Below are 17,526 nucleotides of genomic sequence, written 5' to 3'. Positions count from 1 at the left end.
TGAAACAGACCAGCGCCGATGGTAGTGTGGCTTCTGCCCATGTGAGAGTAGGTCATCGTCAGGCTCTTAATACCGAAAAACCCCGTCAGCAAACGCTGCCGGGGTTTTTTATTGGCGGGTGAAAAGTCCTTCAGAGGTCTCGCCCTTTGTCTTTTTGTTCCACGTGTTGTTTAATCCCGCCCTGTTCCTATTCAATCACGCGGGCATGCCTACATGAAATCCAGAGCACTCCTTGGCCTCCTGGCAGACGGGAAGATTCATTCCGGTGAGTCGCTTGCCGCCAAGCTCAGTATCAGCCGCACGGCAATCTGGAAGCAGATTCGCCGGGCGATGGACGAGGGTATCCGAATAGAAACCATCCGCGGCAAGGGCTATCGTCTGCTGACCGAGGTGGACCTGCTCGATCAGCATCAGATCCTGCAGGGTCTTGGGGTGCCTCATCGTTCTGCCATCGAGCTGACGGTTCTGGACGAGGTAGACTCCACCAATGCCGAAATCGTGCGCCGACGCCGCGAATCCGGAACGACACAGATTCCCGTTTGTATCGCAGATTGCCAGACTGCAGGCCGAGGCAGGCGTGGCCGGCCCTGGCAAAGTCCCCGTGGCCAGAACCTTTATCTGAGTATGGGCCTGACCTTTCGCGGAAGCTTTGCCATGCTAGACGGGTTGAGCCTGGTGCTGGGTGTGGCTGTGGCTGAAGCACTGGAGCACCAGGGTGTGGCTGAGGTCGGCCTTAAATGGCCCAATGATATTTTCGTGGGAGGCAGTAAACTTTCCGGTATTCTCGTTGAACTTCAGGGGGAGCTTGAAGAGGGCGTTGTACAGGTGGTGGCCGGTATTGGCATGAATGTGCACATGACTGACGCGGCAGAGGTCGACCAGGCCTGGAGTAGCCTCGCCCGGGCTGTACCTGAGCGCCGCTGGTGCCGGAATGACCTTGCGGCATCCGTCATCACATCTGTTCTGGGGGCAGTGGATGAGTTTACCGAGAAGGGATTCGGCACGTTCAGGGAGCGCTGGCAGAGCCGTGACATTTTTTCCGGAAAAGAACTGGCGGCCACTCAGGGGGAGCTTTCAGGAACTGGTCATGGTATTGACGACGCCGGCAACTACCTCATCGCCGATGGCGGGGAGCTGGTCAAGGTTCGTGCCGGTGAAATAAGCCTGCGGGTACAGTCGTGAAGCTGCTGATCGATGCCGGAAACACCCGGATAAAATGGCAGCTACGTGCTCACGGAGAGTTGGTGCGAAAGGGGTATGCAACCCTGAGCGAGAACGGAGGTTCTCACGATTGGGAGCCCTGGGCAGATTCAATCGAGGACATCGCCGTATCGACCGTGATATCAGAGGCCGGGCGTCAACAGCTGCAGGTTGGCCTCGAAGATACGTGCAGTGCGCCCGTGACCTTCCATTGGGCTGAAAGTCGTCGCGGAAAACTGATCAATGCTTATGGTGATGTGCGGCGGATGGGGGCTGATCGCTGGCACGCCATGTGCGGTGCATGGCGGGTAACAGGTGCGGGCGGTTTCGCGGTTGTGGACGCCGGTAGTGCTATTACCGTTGACTATGTCGCAAGGTCCGGTGCGCATCTCGGGGGCTATATTCTGCCGGGGAAGCAAATGATGCTTCGTTCCCTCAAGCAGGATGCCGCCCGGATCGGGTTCGACAGCCTGGACGCTGAATATGGCAGCCCGGGTGCCTCAACGACAGAGTGCGTTCAGCATGGACTGGTATGGCTCCGGGAAGCGATGGTCAAACGAATACACCAGGACTGCAGTGCTTTGGGGCTTGATCAGGTTGTGGTGACCGGTGGTGATGCTTCAGGGTTGATGGTAGCCGGGCTTTCCGCCGCCCACGATCCTTATCTGGTGTTGAACGGCCTCGCGGCCGTTGACGAAGGGTGGGAGCCGGAATGAGGTGGCTGGCGCTTGCTCTGGTGTTGGCGAACGGCGTGCTCTGGTTTTATGGGGATAGTTTCGTTCCGAAGCGGGTCTCCGTTGTGTCCGAGCGACAGGTTCTGCCTCGGGTGGCAGATCTCAAAACAAGCTCCCCTACAGATGCTGAACAGCGCTTACCGGAGCGATCGACGGAACCGCCCCAGCCGTCGGAATCAATACAACCTGTTATGATCCCGGCAGATTCTGTGCCTCAAGAATATTGTATTCGCCTGGGGTGGTTCGACTCGGCTAATGCCGCGCGCGCTGCCTATCAGTCCCTCGGCAGCCCCGGCACCGCCTATGAAATCCGGGAAGAGGAGCGGGAATTATCGCCGTTGCACTGGGTGATTGTCCCCCCGCAGCCGGAGGGCAGGGCGCTGGCGTTGTTTCGTGATCTTCAGCGCCGGGGCATTGATTCCTACCTTATCCGCCGAGGTGAAAACAGAAATGCCATCTCGCTGGGGCTTTTCGAGTCGAAACAGGCAGCCGAAGCAGTGCTGGAAGAAAAAAAACGTCAGAATCTCAATGCAATACTGGCCAACTTCCCCCGGAATCAGATAAGCTACGCGCTCGTTTTCGAGGATGAACTGGTGCCGGATTCCGGCTCGGTCGAAGCGGCAGAATCGGATTACGCAAGCAATTTTGATCTGGTCGAAATCAAACCTTGCGAAGGTGTTGCAACAGCTCCTGAAAATCCGTAGTATACCGCCCTCGCTGAAGAGGCGAATGTGAGCTGGCGTAGCTCAGTTGGTAGAGCAGCTGACTTGTAATCAGCAGGTCGGGGGTTCGATTCCGTCCGCCAGCTCCACTTTTTGTTTTAATCAGTTTCGCCGTTGGCGAGACTGACTCGGAGGGGTTCCCGAGTGGCCAAAGGGATCAGACTGTAAATCTGACGCGAAAGCTTCGCAGGTTCGAATCCTGCCCCCTCCACCACTTATTGCTCGCGGGCATCGTATAGTGGCTATTACCTCAGCCTTCCAAGCTGATGACGCGGGTTCGATTCCCGCTGCCCGCTCCATTTTGAAGTTGTGTTGAAAGCGCTCATGTAGCTCAGTCGGTAGAGCACATCCTTGGTAAGGATGAGGTCACCGGTTCAATTCCGGTCATGAGCTCCATTATTTGTCCGGTCAACGTCACGATCTGGTTGATTAGGGAGATAGGTCGAATGTCTAAAGCAAAATTTGAGCGTAACAAGCCGCACTTGAACGTGGGCACCATTGGTCACGTAGACCATGGCAAGACCACTCTGACAGCCGCACTGACTCGTGTGTGTCACGAAGTGTGGGGAACTGGCAGTGCCAGTGCATTCGATTCTATCGATAACGCGCCGGAAGAGAAGGCTCGTGGTATCACGATCGCAACGTCTCACGTTGAGTATGATTCCCCGAACCGTCATTACGCCCACGTAGACTGCCCGGGCCACGCTGACTATGTGAAGAACATGATCACAGGTGCGGCGCAGATGGACGGTGCTATTCTGGTTTGCTCCGCAGCTGACGGCCCCATGCCGCAGACTCGCGAGCACATCCTGCTGTCCCGCCAGGTTGGCGTACCGTACATCGTTGTGTTCCTGAACAAAGCGGACATGGTCGATGACGAAGAGCTGCTTGAGCTGGTCGAGATGGAAGTTCGTGAACTGCTTGAGCAGTACGACTTCCCGGGTGACGACACACCGATCATCACTGGCTCCGCGCTGATGGCGCTGGAAGGCAAGGATGACAACGAAATGGGTACTACGGCTGTTAAGAAGCTGGTAGAGGCCCTGGACGAGTACCTGCCCGAGCCGGAGCGTGCGGTTGATCAGCCGTTCCTGATGCCGATTGAGGACGTGTTCTCCATCTCTGGTCGTGGTACCGTTGTGACCGGTCGTGTAGAGCGTGGCATCATCAAGGTTGGTGACGAAGTGGAAATCGTCGGTATCAAGGATACCGTCAAGACCGTTTGTACCGGTGTTGAGATGTTCCGCAAGTTGCTGGACGAAGGCCGTGCTGGTGAGAACGTCGGTGTTCTGCTGCGTGGTACCAAGCGTGACGACGTTGAGCGTGGTCAGGTTCTGTGTGTACCGGGCTCGATCAAGCCGCACACCAAGTTCGAGTGCGAAGTTTACATACTGAGCAAAGAAGAAGGTGGTCGTCATACGCCGTTCTTCAAGGGCTACCGCCCGCAGTTCTACTTCCGTACCACCGACGTCACAGGTTCCTGTGAGCTGCCGGAAGGTGTGGAGATGGTAATGCCGGGTGACAACGTGAAGATGAGTGTTACCCTGATCAACCCGATCGCCATGGAAGATGGCCTGCGCTTCGCGATTCGTGAAGGTGGCCGTACCGTTGGTGCCGGTGTGGTCTCAAAGATCATCGAGTAATTGCTCTTTTTTGAGTAAGAACTCGAAGTAAGTGCGCTGAGTTGTTTCGGTGCAGGCCAGTAGCTCAATTGGCAGAGCAGCGGTCTCCAAAACCGCAGGTTGGGGGTTCGATTCCCTCCTGGCCTGCCATTTTTTAACATCCGGATACATAAGCTGATTCCTATGGAGTCAAAAGCCGATCGTTCAACCAGTGGCTTCGATGCAGTAAAGTGGCTGGTTGTGTTTGTCCTGATTGCCGTCGGTGTCGTCGGCAATCAGTATTTTAGTGCCGAGTCACTGCTGTATCGGGTGCTGGCTCTCGTAGCTCTTGCTCTGGTCGCTGCGTTTGTGGCGCTCCAAACCGAGCGTGGTAGCCGTTTTGCGGCCCTGCTCAAGGAAGCCAGAGTTGAAATCCGGAAGGTCGTATGGCCCACAAGGCCGGAGCTGATCCAGACCACAGCCATCGTTGTTGTGTTTGTGTTGGTTGTGGCGTTGATGTTGTGGGGTATGGATTCGTTGATCAGTTGGCTGGTCTCCGGAGTTATCGGGTAACAGGAGTGGGCAATGGCTAAGCGCTGGTACGTCGTTCATGCGTATTCCGGCTTTGAGAAGCAGGTTATGCGCACTCTCGGAGAGCGCATTGCTCTTAATGGCATGGAAGACAGGTTCGGCGAAGTTCTTGTGCCGACAGAAGAAGTCGTTGAAATGCGTGACGGGAAAAAGCGCAAGAGCGAGCGCAAGTTTTACCCCGGGTACGTTCTGGTGCAGATGGAAATGGACGACGCCACCTGGCACCTGGTCAAGAACACGCCGAAGGTGCTTGGTTTCATTGGTGGAACCAAGGACAAGCCGGCTCCGATAACAGAAAAAGAGGCAGAGGCAATTCTTCGTCGCGTTGAAAGCGGTGCGGATCAGCCCAAGCCCAAGACACTGTTTGAGCCGGGTGAAATTGTGCGGGTCACTGAAGGTCCGTTTGCTGACTTCAATGGCGTTGTTGAAGAAGTCGACTACGACAAGAGTCGGGTCAAGGTTGCCGTTTTGATTTTCGGCCGTTCAACTCCGGTAGAGCTGGAGTTCGGGCAGGTCGAAAAAGACTGATCGGCGGTCTCACATGCTGAAGGCTCGCGCGCTGTGGCGACGCGGGCTTTTTGTGTCTGCTACTGGCAGTTGAAAAAAACCGGGGAGCCGAAAGGCGTTTGCACCCACAGGAGAAAATTCATGGCTAAGAAGATTGACGCGTATATCAAGCTTCAGGTTGCTGCCGGAAAGGCCAACCCGAGTCCCCCCGTTGGTCCTGCGCTGGGTCAACGCGGCGTAAACATCATGGAGTTCTGTAAGGCGTTTAACGCCCAGACCCAGGATATGGAGCCAGGTCTGCCGATCCCTACGGTTATCACCGTATACAGTGATCGCAGCTTTACCTTTATTACCAAGACTCCGCCGGCTCCGGTGCTGCTGAAAAAAGCAGCCGGCATCAAGAGTGGCTCTGGTCGCCCGAATACCGAGAAAGTCGGTACTGTTACCCGTGACCAACTGGAAGAAATTGCCAGAACCAAAGAGCCGGACCTGACTGCAGCCGACATGGATGCTGCGGTAAGGACCATTGCCGGAACTGCCCGTAGCATGGGCCTGAACGTGGAGGGCCTGTAACATGGCAAAGCTTAGCAAGCGTCAGAAGCTGATTCGTGAAAAAGTTGATTCCGCTCGCGCCTACTCGGTCGACGAGGCGGTAGCACTGCTTGTTGAACTGGGCGGGACCGTCAAGTTCAAGGAATCCGTGGATGTAGCCGTAAACCTCGGCGTAGATGCACGTAAATCCGATCAGGTAGTGCGTAGCAGCACTGTTCTGCCTCACGGTACTGGCAAAACGGTTCGTGTTGCAGTGTTCACCCAGGGTGCTAACGCTGAGAAGGCAACCGCTGCCGGTGCTGATATCGTCGGTATGGATGATCTGGCGGAAGAAGTCAAAAAAGGCAACATGGATTTCGATGTGGTGATCGCCACTCCGGATGCCATGCGTGTTGTTGGTCAGCTGGGCCAAATCCTTGGTCCCCGCGGCCTGATGCCGAACCCGAAAGTCGGCACTGTTACCCCGGACGTTGAGACTGCCGTAAAGAACGCCAAGGCAGGTCAGGTGCGTTATCGCACAGACAAAAACGGTATCATCCATGCGCCGATGGGTAACGTGGAATTTTCTGCGCAGAACATCAAGGAAAACCTTGAAGCTCTGATTGCAGACCTGAAAAAGGCCAAGCCGTCTTCTTCGAAAGGTGTTTACCTTAAAAAGGTAACCCTGTCGTCGACGATGGGTCCTGGTCTGACTATCGACCAGAGCGCTCTCAGTATCTGAGCAGCTGGGCGGTAGTTACTTTGTAGTCTGGGCGGAAGCCAAGGCTGTCAAAGACCGCAGGCCCCTGAAGCCTTCTGGCTATACGGGTTAAAGCAACGCCTGCGCAGACGGTGTGAAGACGTTCTCTCTGAACCCAAACACCGTTAGGAGCCCCGCGAGGGGTAATGTGGGTTTGCCGGGATATCCCCGGCGAAATCGAGGAGAAATCCAGTGGCAATTAGACTCGAAGACAAGAAAGCGATCGTCGCTGAAGTCAACGAGACTGCCGGTGGTGCTCTGTCTGTTGTTATGGCTGACTACCGTGGTGTCACTTCCGGTGACATGACGGCTCTGCGAGCGAAGGCCCGCGCCGAGAACGTTCTTCTGAAGGTTGTTCGTAACAACCTGGCGAAGATCGCTATCCGCGGTACTGAGTTCGAGTGCATTGATGAGGCATTGGTCGGCCCTACAATTCTGGCGTTCTCAATGGAAGATCCGGGTGCGGCTGCACGCCTGCTGAAGGATTTTGCCAAAGAGAAAGAGGCATTCGAGATCAAGGGCCTGGCCGTCGGCGGTGAGCTGATGGGTGCAGACCAGATTGATCGCCTTGCCAAGCTGCCGACACGCCATGAGGCGTTGACGATGCTGGCCGCAGTAACACAGGCACCAATCACCAAGCTGGCGCGGACACTGAACGAAGTACCGACAAAAGTGACCCGTGCTGTAGCGGCAGTTCGAGACCAGAAGCAAGAAGCTGCTTGATTCTGTTGAACACCATTTTTATATTTTTGGGAGAAAGTCATGGCTCTGTCTAACGAAGACATTTTGAATGCAATTGCTGAAATGAGCGTAATGGATGTTGTTGCGCTGGTTGAAGCAATGGAAGAGAAATTCGGTGTATCTGCGGCTGCTGCCGTAGCTGCCGCTCCTGCCGCTGCCGGTGGCGAAGCTGCCGCTGCTGAAGAGCAGACCGAGTTTGACGTTGTTCTTACCGGTCCTGGTGAGAAGAAAGTAAACGTTATCAAGGCCGTTCGTGAACTGACTGGCCTGGGTCTGAAAGAAGCCAAGGAAATGGTCGACAGCGCTCCTTCCGTTGTTAAGGAAGCTGCTAGCAAAGACGACGCTGAAGCTGCCAAGAAGAAGCTTGAGGAAGCAGGCGCTTCTGTTGAGCTTAAGTAAGAGTTGGCTGTTGATCGAAACCGTGCGTTAAGCATGGACGGGCTGGTGGCCGTGTGCCACCGGCCTTTTTCTGTTGTATATGCTATAGACTCTGAACGCCGATCTTGTGGTGCTGTCAGAATCTATAACCTACAGCAAGAGTCTTGTTCAAGACGGCGCAGTAAGCCGAGCAATTCGGCCCCGAAGCATGAAAATGGTTGCTTCTTGATACCAGGTATCAGGTCTAAAGCTGGGGAATGCAGATGACTTACTCCTATACTGAGAAAAAGCGGATTCGCAAAGATTTTAGTAAATTGCCGTCCGTGATGGATGTTCCCTATTTGCTGTCTATACAGCTGGATTCGTTCCGGGACTTCCTCCAAAGTGAAGCCGCACCCGAAAATCGTCGGGAAACCGGTCTCCACGCAGCATTCAAATCCGTATTCCCGATTGTCAGTTATTCTGGCAACGCCGCACTCGAATACGTGAGTTACCGCATCGGCGAGCCGGTATTTGACGTCAAGGAATGCCAGCTTAGGGGCGTAACCTACGCAGCACCGCTGCGGGTTAAAGTAAGACTTATCATTTATGATAAGGAATCGTCCAACAAGGCGATCAAGGATATTAAAGAGCAGGAAGTCTACATGGGCGAAATGCCCCTGATGACCGAGAACGGTACCTTCGTTATCAACGGTACCGAGCGGGTTATCGTTTCCCAGCTCCACCGTTCACCGGGTGTGTTCTTCGATCATGACAAGGGCAAAACCCACTCGTCAGGCAAGCTGCTGTATTCGGCGCGGGTAATTCCTTACCGTGGTTCCTGGCTGGACTTCGAGTTCGACGCCAAAGACTCGGTCTTTGTTCGTATAGACCGTCGCCGGAAACTGCCTGCGTCCATCCTCCTGCGTGCTCTGGGGTACAACTCCGAGCAGGTACTGGAAATGTTCTTCGATACCAGTAAGTTCAGCATCGGCGCCGAAGTGTGCAAGCTGGAGCTGGTCCCGAGTCGGCTGCGCGGTGATATCGCAACGTTCGATATCAAGGACAAGAAGGGCGCAGTCATCGTCGAAGAAGGTCGCCGGATTACCGCCCGTCACATCAAGCAGCTTGAGAAGGCAGGCCTGACTGAGCTGGAAGTTCCGACGGAGTATCTCTATGGCCGTGTGCTGTCGAAGGACATGGTAGATACCAAGTCCGGAGAAGTCCTGGTCGAGTGTAATACCGAGCTGACTGAAGAAGTTGTTACCAAGATACTGGATGCTGGCGTTACAGACATCGAAACCCTGTACACCAACGATCTGGATTGTGGTCCGTTCATGTCGGACACATTGCGCATCGACCCGACTCGCACACCGCTTGAAGCGCTGGTCGAAATCTACCGTATGATGCGCCCCGGCGAGCCTCCCACCAAGGAGTCAGCAGAGAACCTGTTCAACAACCTGTTCTTTTCGGAAGAGCGGTATGACCTGTCCTCTGTTGGTCGCATGAAGCTGAACCGTCGCCTGCGCCGTGAAGAAAGCACCGGTGAAGGCACGCTGACTCATGATGACATCATCGACGTCCTCAAGACACTGATCGATATCCGTAACGGTCAGGGCAATGTCGACGACATTGATAACCTGGGCAACCGTCGCGTTCGTTGTGTGGGTGAAATGGCGGAGAACCAGTTCCGTGTTGGGCTGGTGCGTGTTGAGCGTGCGGTCCGCGAACGTCTGAGCCTGGCCGAAAGCGAAGGCCTGATGCCTCAGGACCTGATCAATGCCAAGCCGGTTGCTGCGGCGGTGAAAGAGTTCTTCGGTTCCAGCCAGCTGTCACAGTTTATGGACCAGAACAACCCGCTGTCGGAAGTGACTCACAAGCGCCGCATTTCGGCTCTCGGCCCTGGTGGTCTGACCCGTGAGCGTGCCGGTTTCGAGGTTCGTGACGTACACCCGACCCACTACGGTCGTGTGTGTCCCATCGAAACCCCGGAAGGCCCGAACATCGGTCTGATCAACTCGCTGGCAACCTATGCCCGCTCCAACTCCTACGGTTTCCTTGAGAGTCCGTACAGGAAGGTTGTGGACGGTCTGGTAACGGACGAAGTGGTGTACCTCTCTGCTATCGAAGAGAGCAATTACATCATTGCCCAGGCCAGTGCGGCAACGGATGAAAATAACCGTCTTTCCGACGAGCTGGTTACCGTTCGCCATCAGAACGAATTCACGGTAACGCCGCCGGAAAACGTTAATTTCATGGACGTTTCACCGCGCCAGGTTGTGTCGGTTGCGGCCTCTCTGATTCCGTTCCTGGAGCACGACGATGCCAACCGTGCCCTGATGGGCTCAAACATGCAGCGACAGGCGGTCCCGACCCTGCGTTCAGAGGTGCCCTTGGTTGGTACCGGTGTTGAACGTACCGTGGCCCAGGACTCTGGTGTCTGCGTAACGGCCCGTCGTGGTGGTGTGATCGAAAGTGTCGACGCGGCCCGCATTGTGGTGCGTGTCAACGACGACGAGACTGAAGCCGGTGACGCAGGTGTGGATATCTACAACCTCACCAAGTACACCCGCTCAAACCAGAACACCTGTATCAATCAGCGCTCAATTGTTGGCCAGGGCGACGAAATCGCCCGGGGTGACGTGCTTGCTGATGGTCCCTCTGTGGATCTGGGTGAGCTGGCGCTGGGGCAGAATATGCGCATCGCGTTTATGCCCTGGAACGGCTACAACTTTGAGGACTCCGTCCTTATTTCCGAGAAAGTGGTTCAGGAAGATCGCCTGACCACCATCCACATCCAGGAACTGACCTGTGTGGCCCGGGATACCAAGCTGGGTAGCGAAGAAATCACCGCGGACATACCGAACGTTGGTGAGAGCGCGCTGTCCAAGCTGGACGAGTCCGGTATTGTCTATATCGGTGCCGAAGTCGGCCCTGGTGACATCCTGGTCGGCAAAGTAACGCCGAAGGGCGAGACCCAGCTGACGCCAGAGGAAAAACTCCTGCGTGCCATCTTCGGTGAGAAGGCGTCGGATGTAAAAGATACATCCTCACGGGTTTCCACCGGCACCCGCGGCACCGTCATTGACGTTCAGGTATTCACTCGCGACGGGATCGAGAAAGATACCCGTGCTCTTTCCATCGAGAAAGAGCAGCTCGACGAGTATCGCAAGGACCTGAAGGATGAGTATCGCATCGTCGAAGGTGCCACTTTTGAACGCCTGACCAGTGCTCTGAAGGGGCAGGAAGTAATCAGCGGCCCGGGCCTGAAAAAAGGTGCCAAGCTTGATGAGTCTTATCTGGCGGAGTTGCCACGTAACGACTGGTTCAAGCTGCGCATGAAAGACGAGGCGCTGAACGAACTGCTGGAGAAGTCAGAGCAGGGTCTGGAGGATCGCAAAAAAGACCACGAAGCGCGCTTTGAAGACAAGAGAGGCAAGCTTCAGCAGGGTGATGACCTTGCGCCGGGCGTCCTCAAGATCGTCAAGGTATACCTGGCGATCAAGCGTCGCATTCAGCCGGGTGACAAGATGGCCGGTCGTCATGGTAACAAGGGTGTTATCTCCTCGGTTATGCCGATTGAGGACATGCCCTATGACGAGTATGGCAACACGGTCGATGTTGTGCTGAACCCACTGGGTGTTCCTTCGCGGATGAACGTTGGACAGGTGCTTGAAACTCACCTGGGTGCCGCTGCCAAAGGGCTGGGCGAACGAATCGGCAGGATGCTTGATGAGCAACGTAAGGTTGCTGACCTGCGCAAATTGCTTGATGAGATCTACAACCACTCTGACGAGGTCACCCACGTGGACCTGGATTCGTTGAGTGATAAAGAGATCCTTGCGCTCGGCAATAACCTGCGCGCGGGTGTTCCCATGGCAACGCCGGTATTCGACGGTGCCAAGGAAGCAGAGGTCAAGCGGATGCTTGAGCTGGCCGGTCTGAGCACTACTGGCCAGACTGTGCTGTACGATGGCCGTACCGGTGATGAGTTTGACCGTCCGGTAACGGTTGGCTACATGTACATCCTCAAGCTGAACCACCTGATCGACGACAAGATGCACGCTCGTTCCACCGGTTCGTATAGCCTGGTTACCCAGCAGCCGCTGGGTGGTAAGGCACAGTTCGGTGGCCAGCGCTTCGGTGAGATGGAAGTGTGGGCCCTCGAGGCTTACGGTGCAGCGTATACGTTGCAGGAAATGCTCACCGTGAAGTCTGATGATGTAAATGGTCGGACCAAGATGTACAAGAACATTGTCGATGGCGATCATCGTATGGAGCCGGGCATGCCCGAGTCCTTCAATGTTCTGGTCAAGGAAATCCGCTCGCTGGGTATCGACATCGAGCTGGAATCCGACTGAGCCGAATTGTTTTTGGCAGCGTGAGCGGGTACCGGTCGGTACCCGCCCGAGAATAACGCCATCCGGAGCTGTTACTGATGAAAGATTTGCTGAATCTTCTCAAAAACCAGAACCAGAAGCAGGAATTTGACGCCATCCGCATTGGGTTGGCGTCGCCTGACATGATTCGTTCATGGTCTTTTGGTGAGGTCAAAAAGCCTGAGACCATTAATTACCGTACGTTCAAGCCAGAGCGTGACGGTCTTTTCTGTGCCAAGATCTTCGGCCCGATCAAGGATTACGAGTGCCTTTGTGGCAAGTACAAGCGCCTCAAGCACCGTGGTGTTATCTGCGAGAAGTGTGGGGTTGAAGTGGCACTGGCCAGCGTGCGTCGTGAGCGCATGGGGCACATCGAGCTTGCGAGCCCGGTCGCCCACATCTGGTTCCTGAAATCACTGCCGTCCCGCATCGGCCTGATGCTGGACATGACCCTGCGCGATATCGAGCGGGTGCTGTATTTCGAATCGTTCATTGTGATCGAGCCGGGGATGACAACCCTGGAGAAAGGGCAACTGCTGAACGACGAGCAGTATTACGAAGCCCTGGAGGAGTTCGGTGACGAGTTTGACGCCCGCATGGGTGCTGAAGCCGTTCAGGAACTTCTGGAAGGTATTGATCTGCAGGCCGAAGTTGAAGCTCTGCGGGAAGAGATTCCCCAGACCAACTCCGAAACCAAGATTAAGAAGTTCAGCAAGCGTCTGAAGATTCTTGAGGCCTTCCTGTACTCCGGCAATAAGCCCGGCGACATGGTCATGAGCGTACTGCCGGTTCTGCCGCCAGATCTGCGTCCTCTGGTTCCGCTGGACGGTGGCCGGTTTGCCACGTCCGACCTGAACGATCTGTATCGCCGGGTTATCAACCGTAACAACCGTCTCAAGCGCCTGCTGGAGCTGAACGCTCCCGACATTATCGTGCGCAACGAGAAGCGGATGCTGCAGGAAGCCGTGGACGCGTTGTTGGATAACGGCCGTCGTGGTCGTGCCATCACCGGTACCAACAAGCGTCCGCTGAAGTCCCTCGCCGACATGATCAAGGGCAAGCAGGGTCGTTTCCGTCAGAACCTGCTCGGTAAGCGGGTGGACTACTCCGGCCGTTCAGTGATCGTGGTTGGTCCATACCTGCGCCTGCACCAGTGCGGTCTTCCCAAGAAGATGGCGCTGGAGCTGTTCAAGCCGTTTATTTTCTCCAAGCTGGAACATCGTGGCCTGGCGACCACTATCAAGGCCGCCAAGAAGATGGTCGAGCGCGAGGAAGGCGTGGTCTGGGATATCCTGGACGAAGTCATCCGCGAGCATCCGATCATGCTGAACCGCGCGCCGACTCTGCACCGTCTAGGTATTCAGGCGTTCGAGCCGGTTCTGATCGAAGGCAAAGCGATCCAGCTGCACCCGCTAGTGTGTGCCGCCTACAACGCTGACTTCGACGGTGACCAGATGGCGGTACACGTACCGTTGACCCTGGAAGCCCAGCTCGAAGCCCGTGCGCTGATGATGTCGACCAACAACGTGCTGTCGCCGGCTAACGGCGAGCCCATCATCGTGCCTTCCCAGGACGTTGTTCTGGGTCTGTATTACATGACCCGGGAGCGTAAGAGTGCTCTCGGCGAAGGCATGGTGTTCGCAGACGTCAAAGAAGCACATCGTGCGTACGGTGCTGGTAAGGTTGATCTTCAGGCGATAGTGAAAGTTCGCGTGAAGCAGGTGACCTATGATGATAACGGCGAGCGTGTGGAAGAAATGCGTATCGTGGATACCACGGTAGGCCGCGCTCTGCTGTTTGATATTGTGCCTGAAGGCTTGTCCTATGAAATCGTCAACAAGCCGATGGTCAAAAAGGCGATCTCCAACCTGATTAACACCTGTTACCGTGACGCCGGTCTGAAAGATACTGTTATCTTTGCCGACCAGCTCATGTATATGGGTTACCACTACGCAACGGTTTCCGGTATCTCAATCGGCTTTAACGATTTCGAGATTCCGCCGGAGAAGTACGAGTTGGTGGATGCCGCTTCCGAGGAAGTGAAAGATATCGAGACCCAGTATGCGTCCGGTCTGCTGACCCAGGGCGAGAAGTACAATAAGGTCATCGATATCTGGTCCCGTGCCAACGACAAAGTGTCCAAGGCGATGATGGATCGGCTTTCCCAGGAACAGGTCATCGGTCCTGACGGCAAGGCTGTGAAGGGCGAGAACGGTGAGGACCTCATGCAGGAGTCCTTCAACTCCGTTTACATGATGGCTGACTCCGGTGCCCGGGGCTCCCCCGCCCAGATCCGTCAGTTGGCGGGTATGCGTGGTCTGATGGCGAAGCCGGATGGCTCGATCATTGAAACCCCGATTACCGCGAACTTCCGTGAAGGTCTGAACGTACTCCAGTACTTCATCTCCACCCACGGTGCCCGTAAGGGTCTGGCGGATACCGCCCTGAAGACAGCGAACTCCGGTTACCTGACTCGCCGCCTGGTCGATGTGTCCCAGGACCTCGTAGTCACAGAAACAGACTGTGGAACCGAGGAAGGCCTGCTGATGACACCGCACATCGAAGGTGGCGACGTGGTTGTGCCGCTGGGTGATCGTGTTCTTGGCCGTGTAACTGCACGCGCTGCGTTCACGCCCACCGATAAGGACAACGCGGTTGTCGAGGCCGGCGTTCTGCTGGACGAGAAATCCGTTGAATCGCTTGAGCGCGCTGGTGTGGATGAAGTCTGGGTTCGCTCAGCAATCACTTGTGAGACTCGCCACGGTATCTGCTCCAAGTGCTACGGTCGGGATCTTGCCCGTGGCCACGAGGTCAACGTAGGCGAGGCTGTCGGTGTTATTGGGGCACAGTCCATCGGCGAGCCGGGAACCCAGCTCACCATGCGGACGTTCCACATCGGTGGTGCAGCCAGCCGGGCATCTGCGGTTGACAATATTCAGGTCAAGCATGGCGGTAAGGTTCGCTTGCATAACCTGAAGTCCATCGAGAAAAGCGATGGTTCACAGGTAGTGGTTTCACGTTCCTCTGCGTTGGCCATCGCCGATGACCAGGGCCGTGAGCGCGAGTGGTATAAGCTGTCCTACGGTGCCGTACTGTCCGTTAAACACGGTGATACCGTTGAAGCGGGCGTCGTGGTTGCCAAGTGGGATCCGCATACACACCCGATCATTGCGGAAGCGGAAGGCACCGCCAAGTTCGTACATATGGACCAGGGCATTACTGTCCGCACCCAGACTGACGAATTGACCGGCCTGTCCACCATGGAGGTTATCGACGCGAAGGAACGTCCGGCGGCTGGCAAGGACATCCGCCCGGCTATCCAGTTGGTCGATGACAAGGGCGAAGAGGTTCAACTGCCGGGTGGTGGTACCGCTATCTTCTTCCTGCCGGCCAATGCGCTGGTCACCATGGCCAACGGCGCCAAGGTTGAATTGGGCGACGTGGTTGCACGTATCCCTCAGGAAAGCTCAAAAACGCGGGATATCACTGGTGGCTTGCCGCGGGTCGCCGACCTGTTCGAGGCCCGTCGCCCGAAGGAGTCGTCCATCCTGGCGGAAGTCAGTGGTGTGGTCTCGTTCGGCAAGGAAACCAAGGGCAAGAAGCGCCTGGTTATTACCCCGAAGGATGCAGATCCGTATGAGGTTCTGATCCCGAAGCATCGCCAGATGAACGTGTTTGAGGGTGAGACGGTCGAAAAGGGTGAGGTTATCTCTGATGGCCCGTCCAACCCCCACGATATTCTGCGCCTGCTGGGTGTGGTGGCGTTGGCGAAGTACATTACCAACGAAATCCAGGACGTCTACCGCCTGCAGGGCGTAGTAATCAACGACAAGCACATCGAAGTCATTGTTCGTCAGATGTTGCGTAAGGTCGAGATTACTGACGCTGGAGATACCAACCTGCTGGCTGGTGATCAGGTCGAGATTACCCAGTTCATGGAAGAGAACGAAAAAGCAGAGGCTGCCGACAAGGAGCCAGCGAAGTGCGATCGTCTGCTGCTGGGTATTACCAAGGCCTCTCTGGCGACGGAGTCGTTCATTTCTGCGGCATCGTTCCAGGAAACCACGCGGGTTCTTACCGAAGGCGCCGTCACCGGCAAGCGGGATTACCTCCGCGGCCTGAAGGAAAACGTAGTGGTTGGTCGCCTGATTCCGGCGGGTACCGGCCTTGCGTACCACGCAGAGCGTAAGCGCAAGCGTGAGTTGGAAGAGCAGGGTGTTACTGCGGCGGATGTCGAAGAAGCCCTGAGCGCCGAGCTTAACCGCGAAAGCTGAGCTGACAGGCAAAGCCACCCGCCGGTAGTTACGTACGCCGCGGGTGGTTAAAAAGAGATCAGTCATCTTGACTGTTCGGGGGCGTGGGCTTACACTTGCGACCCTCAAATTTTACCCCCGCCTGCCGGGGGTAAGTTTCATTGATACGGTTTTTTGGAGTTTGCTTACATGGCAACGATTAATCAGTTGGTGCGTAAGCCTCGTAAACGCAAGGCAGCCAAGAGCGACGTTCCTGCTCTTCAGGCATGTCCTCAGCGCCGTGGTGTGTGTACTCGTGTATACACCACAACGCCGAAGAAGCCGAACTCAGCACTGCGTAAAGTGTGCCGTGTTCGTCTGACCAACGGTTACGAGGTTTCCTCTTACATTGGTGGTGAAGGTCACAACCTTCAGGAGCACAGTGTTGTGCTGATCCGTGGCGGTCGCGTTAAAGACCTTCCGGGTGTGCGCTATCACACTGTTCGCGGAACGCTGGACACCCAGGGTGTACAGAACCGTAAACAGGGCCGCTCCAAGTACGGTGCAAAACGACCCAAGTCCTGATGTCCCACGCGGGTATCTTTTATCGTTGCTACGAAGAACGGTAAGAGTAAGGCTGAGTAGCTGATGCTATCTCAGGGGTTCCTGAAGACCTTTAATTAGATAAGGGCTTATCGATGCCTAGAAGAAGAGTTGCAGCAAAACGGGAAATTATCCCGGATCCCAAATTCGGCAGTGCACGGCTGGCCAAGTTCATCAATCACGTGATGGAAAGTGGCAAGAAAGCTGTTGCAGAGCGCATTGTTTATGGCGCGCTCGATATCGTTGCCGACAAATCAAAGGAAGAGCCGATCGACATGTTCGAGAAGGCCCTGGAGAACATCCAGCCGATGGTAGAGGTCAAGTCCCGTCGTGTGGGTGGTGCTACTTACCAGGTGCCTGTTGAAGTTAGGCCTTCCCGTCAGAACGCGCTGGCAATGCGCTGGCTCGTAGAATATTCACGGAAACGTGGTGAAAAGTCCATGGCTCAGCGTCTGGCAGGTGAAATCCTGGATGCCGCTGATAGCAAAGGCTCCGCTGTTAAGAAGCGCGAAGACGTTCATCGCATGGCAGAAGCCAACAAGGCGTTCTCTCACTTCCGTTTCTAATC

At 55.7% G+C, this 17,526-nt stretch carries 14 protein-coding genes and 5 tRNA genes; all 19 read left to right on the top strand.

What is annotated here, in order from left to right; all coding sequences use genetic code 11:
• Window positions 1-213: 213 nt before the first annotated feature.
• The 19 genes from M8010_RS18940 to rpsG all read left to right on the top strand — a co-directional run bounded on the left by M8010_RS18940 (window position 214) and on the right by rpsG (window position 17,524).
• Window positions 214-1,182 carry a biotin--[acetyl-CoA-carboxylase] ligase gene (locus M8010_RS18940; protein ID WP_250094256.1) on the top strand — a complete coding sequence of 323 codons (969 nt, stop codon included), beginning with the start codon at window positions 214-216 and terminating at the stop codon, window positions 1,180-1,182.
• Complete coding sequence (locus M8010_RS18935) at window positions 1,179-1,916, top strand: type III pantothenate kinase (protein ID WP_250094255.1); 738 nt, start codon at window positions 1,179-1,181, stop codon at window positions 1,914-1,916. The genes M8010_RS18940 and M8010_RS18935 overlap by 4 nt, the downstream gene beginning before the upstream one ends.
• 227 nt (window positions 1,917-2,143) lie before the next feature.
• Window positions 2,144-2,638: a hypothetical protein gene (locus M8010_RS18930; protein WP_250094254.1), complete on the top strand. Its 495-nt coding sequence runs from the start codon at window positions 2,144-2,146 to the stop codon at window positions 2,636-2,638.
• A gap of 31 nt (window positions 2,639-2,669) precedes the next feature.
• Window positions 2,670-2,745 (top strand) — tRNA-Thr (locus M8010_RS18925).
• 41 nt (window positions 2,746-2,786) lie between these two features.
• Window positions 2,787-2,870: transfer RNA gene (locus tag M8010_RS18920), tRNA-Tyr, on the top strand.
• Window positions 2,871-2,880: 10 nt separating this feature from the next.
• Window positions 2,881-2,955 (top strand) — tRNA-Gly (locus M8010_RS18915).
• 21 nt (window positions 2,956-2,976) lie between these two features.
• Window positions 2,977-3,052: transfer RNA gene (locus M8010_RS18910), tRNA-Thr, on the top strand.
• Between the two features lie 50 nt (window positions 3,053-3,102).
• On the top strand, window positions 3,103-4,299 hold the full coding sequence (gene tuf / locus M8010_RS18905; protein ID WP_250094246.1) for an elongation factor Tu: 1,197 nt from the start codon (window positions 3,103-3,105) through the stop codon (window positions 4,297-4,299).
• A gap of 53 nt (window positions 4,300-4,352) precedes the next feature.
• Window positions 4,353-4,428: transfer RNA gene (locus M8010_RS18900), tRNA-Trp, on the top strand.
• 33 nt (window positions 4,429-4,461) lie between these two features.
• Window positions 4,462-4,830, top strand: coding sequence for a preprotein translocase subunit SecE (gene secE / locus M8010_RS18895; protein ID WP_250094253.1), 369 nt, complete (start codon window positions 4,462-4,464; stop codon window positions 4,828-4,830).
• Window positions 4,831-4,842: 12 nt separating this feature from the next.
• On the top strand, window positions 4,843-5,376 hold the full coding sequence (gene nusG, locus M8010_RS18890) for a transcription termination/antitermination protein NusG (RefSeq protein WP_250094252.1): 534 nt from the start codon (window positions 4,843-4,845) through the stop codon (window positions 5,374-5,376).
• Window positions 5,377-5,496: 120 nt separating this feature from the next.
• The gene (gene rplK, locus M8010_RS18885) at window positions 5,497-5,928 is read left to right on the top strand and encodes a 50S ribosomal protein L11 (RefSeq protein WP_169450052.1); all 432 of its coding nucleotides are present in this window, start codon (window positions 5,497-5,499) and stop codon (window positions 5,926-5,928) included.
• 1 nt (window position 5,929) lies between these two features.
• On the top strand, window positions 5,930-6,628 hold the full coding sequence (gene rplA / locus M8010_RS18880; RefSeq protein WP_250094251.1) for a 50S ribosomal protein L1: 699 nt from the start codon (window positions 5,930-5,932) through the stop codon (window positions 6,626-6,628).
• Window positions 6,629-6,838: 210 nt separating this feature from the next.
• Window positions 6,839-7,369 (top strand): 50S ribosomal protein L10, encoded by a 531-nt coding sequence (gene rplJ, locus M8010_RS18875; protein ID WP_027830874.1) that lies wholly within the window; start codon window positions 6,839-6,841, stop codon window positions 7,367-7,369.
• Window positions 7,370-7,408: 39 nt separating this feature from the next.
• Complete coding sequence (gene rplL / locus M8010_RS18870) at window positions 7,409-7,786, top strand: 50S ribosomal protein L7/L12 (protein WP_250094250.1); 378 nt, start codon at window positions 7,409-7,411, stop codon at window positions 7,784-7,786.
• Between the two features lie 242 nt (window positions 7,787-8,028).
• Window positions 8,029-12,105: a DNA-directed RNA polymerase subunit beta gene (gene rpoB / locus M8010_RS18865; protein WP_250094249.1), complete on the top strand. Its 4,077-nt coding sequence runs from the start codon at window positions 8,029-8,031 to the stop codon at window positions 12,103-12,105.
• 77 nt (window positions 12,106-12,182) lie between these two features.
• Entirely contained in the window at window positions 12,183-16,397 is a 4,215-nt protein-coding gene (gene rpoC, locus M8010_RS18860; RefSeq protein WP_250094248.1) for a DNA-directed RNA polymerase subunit beta', read from the top strand.
• 168 nt (window positions 16,398-16,565) lie between these two features.
• Complete coding sequence (rpsL, locus tag M8010_RS18855; protein WP_007154021.1) at window positions 16,566-16,940, top strand: 30S ribosomal protein S12; 375 nt, start codon at window positions 16,566-16,568, stop codon at window positions 16,938-16,940.
• 113 nt (window positions 16,941-17,053) lie between these two features.
• Window positions 17,054-17,524: a 30S ribosomal protein S7 gene (gene rpsG, locus M8010_RS18850; protein ID WP_007154020.1), complete on the top strand. Its 471-nt coding sequence runs from the start codon at window positions 17,054-17,056 to the stop codon at window positions 17,522-17,524.
• Window positions 17,525-17,526 lie beyond the last annotated feature (2 nt).

It is taken from the genome of Marinobacter sp. ATCH36 (assembly GCF_023555055.1).
In the GTDB taxonomy this organism is placed as follows: domain Bacteria; phylum Pseudomonadota; class Gammaproteobacteria; order Pseudomonadales; family Oleiphilaceae; genus Marinobacter.
The sequence above is the reverse complement of the archived record's forward strand: the minus strand, read 5'-3'. Positions and strand labels throughout refer to the sequence as shown.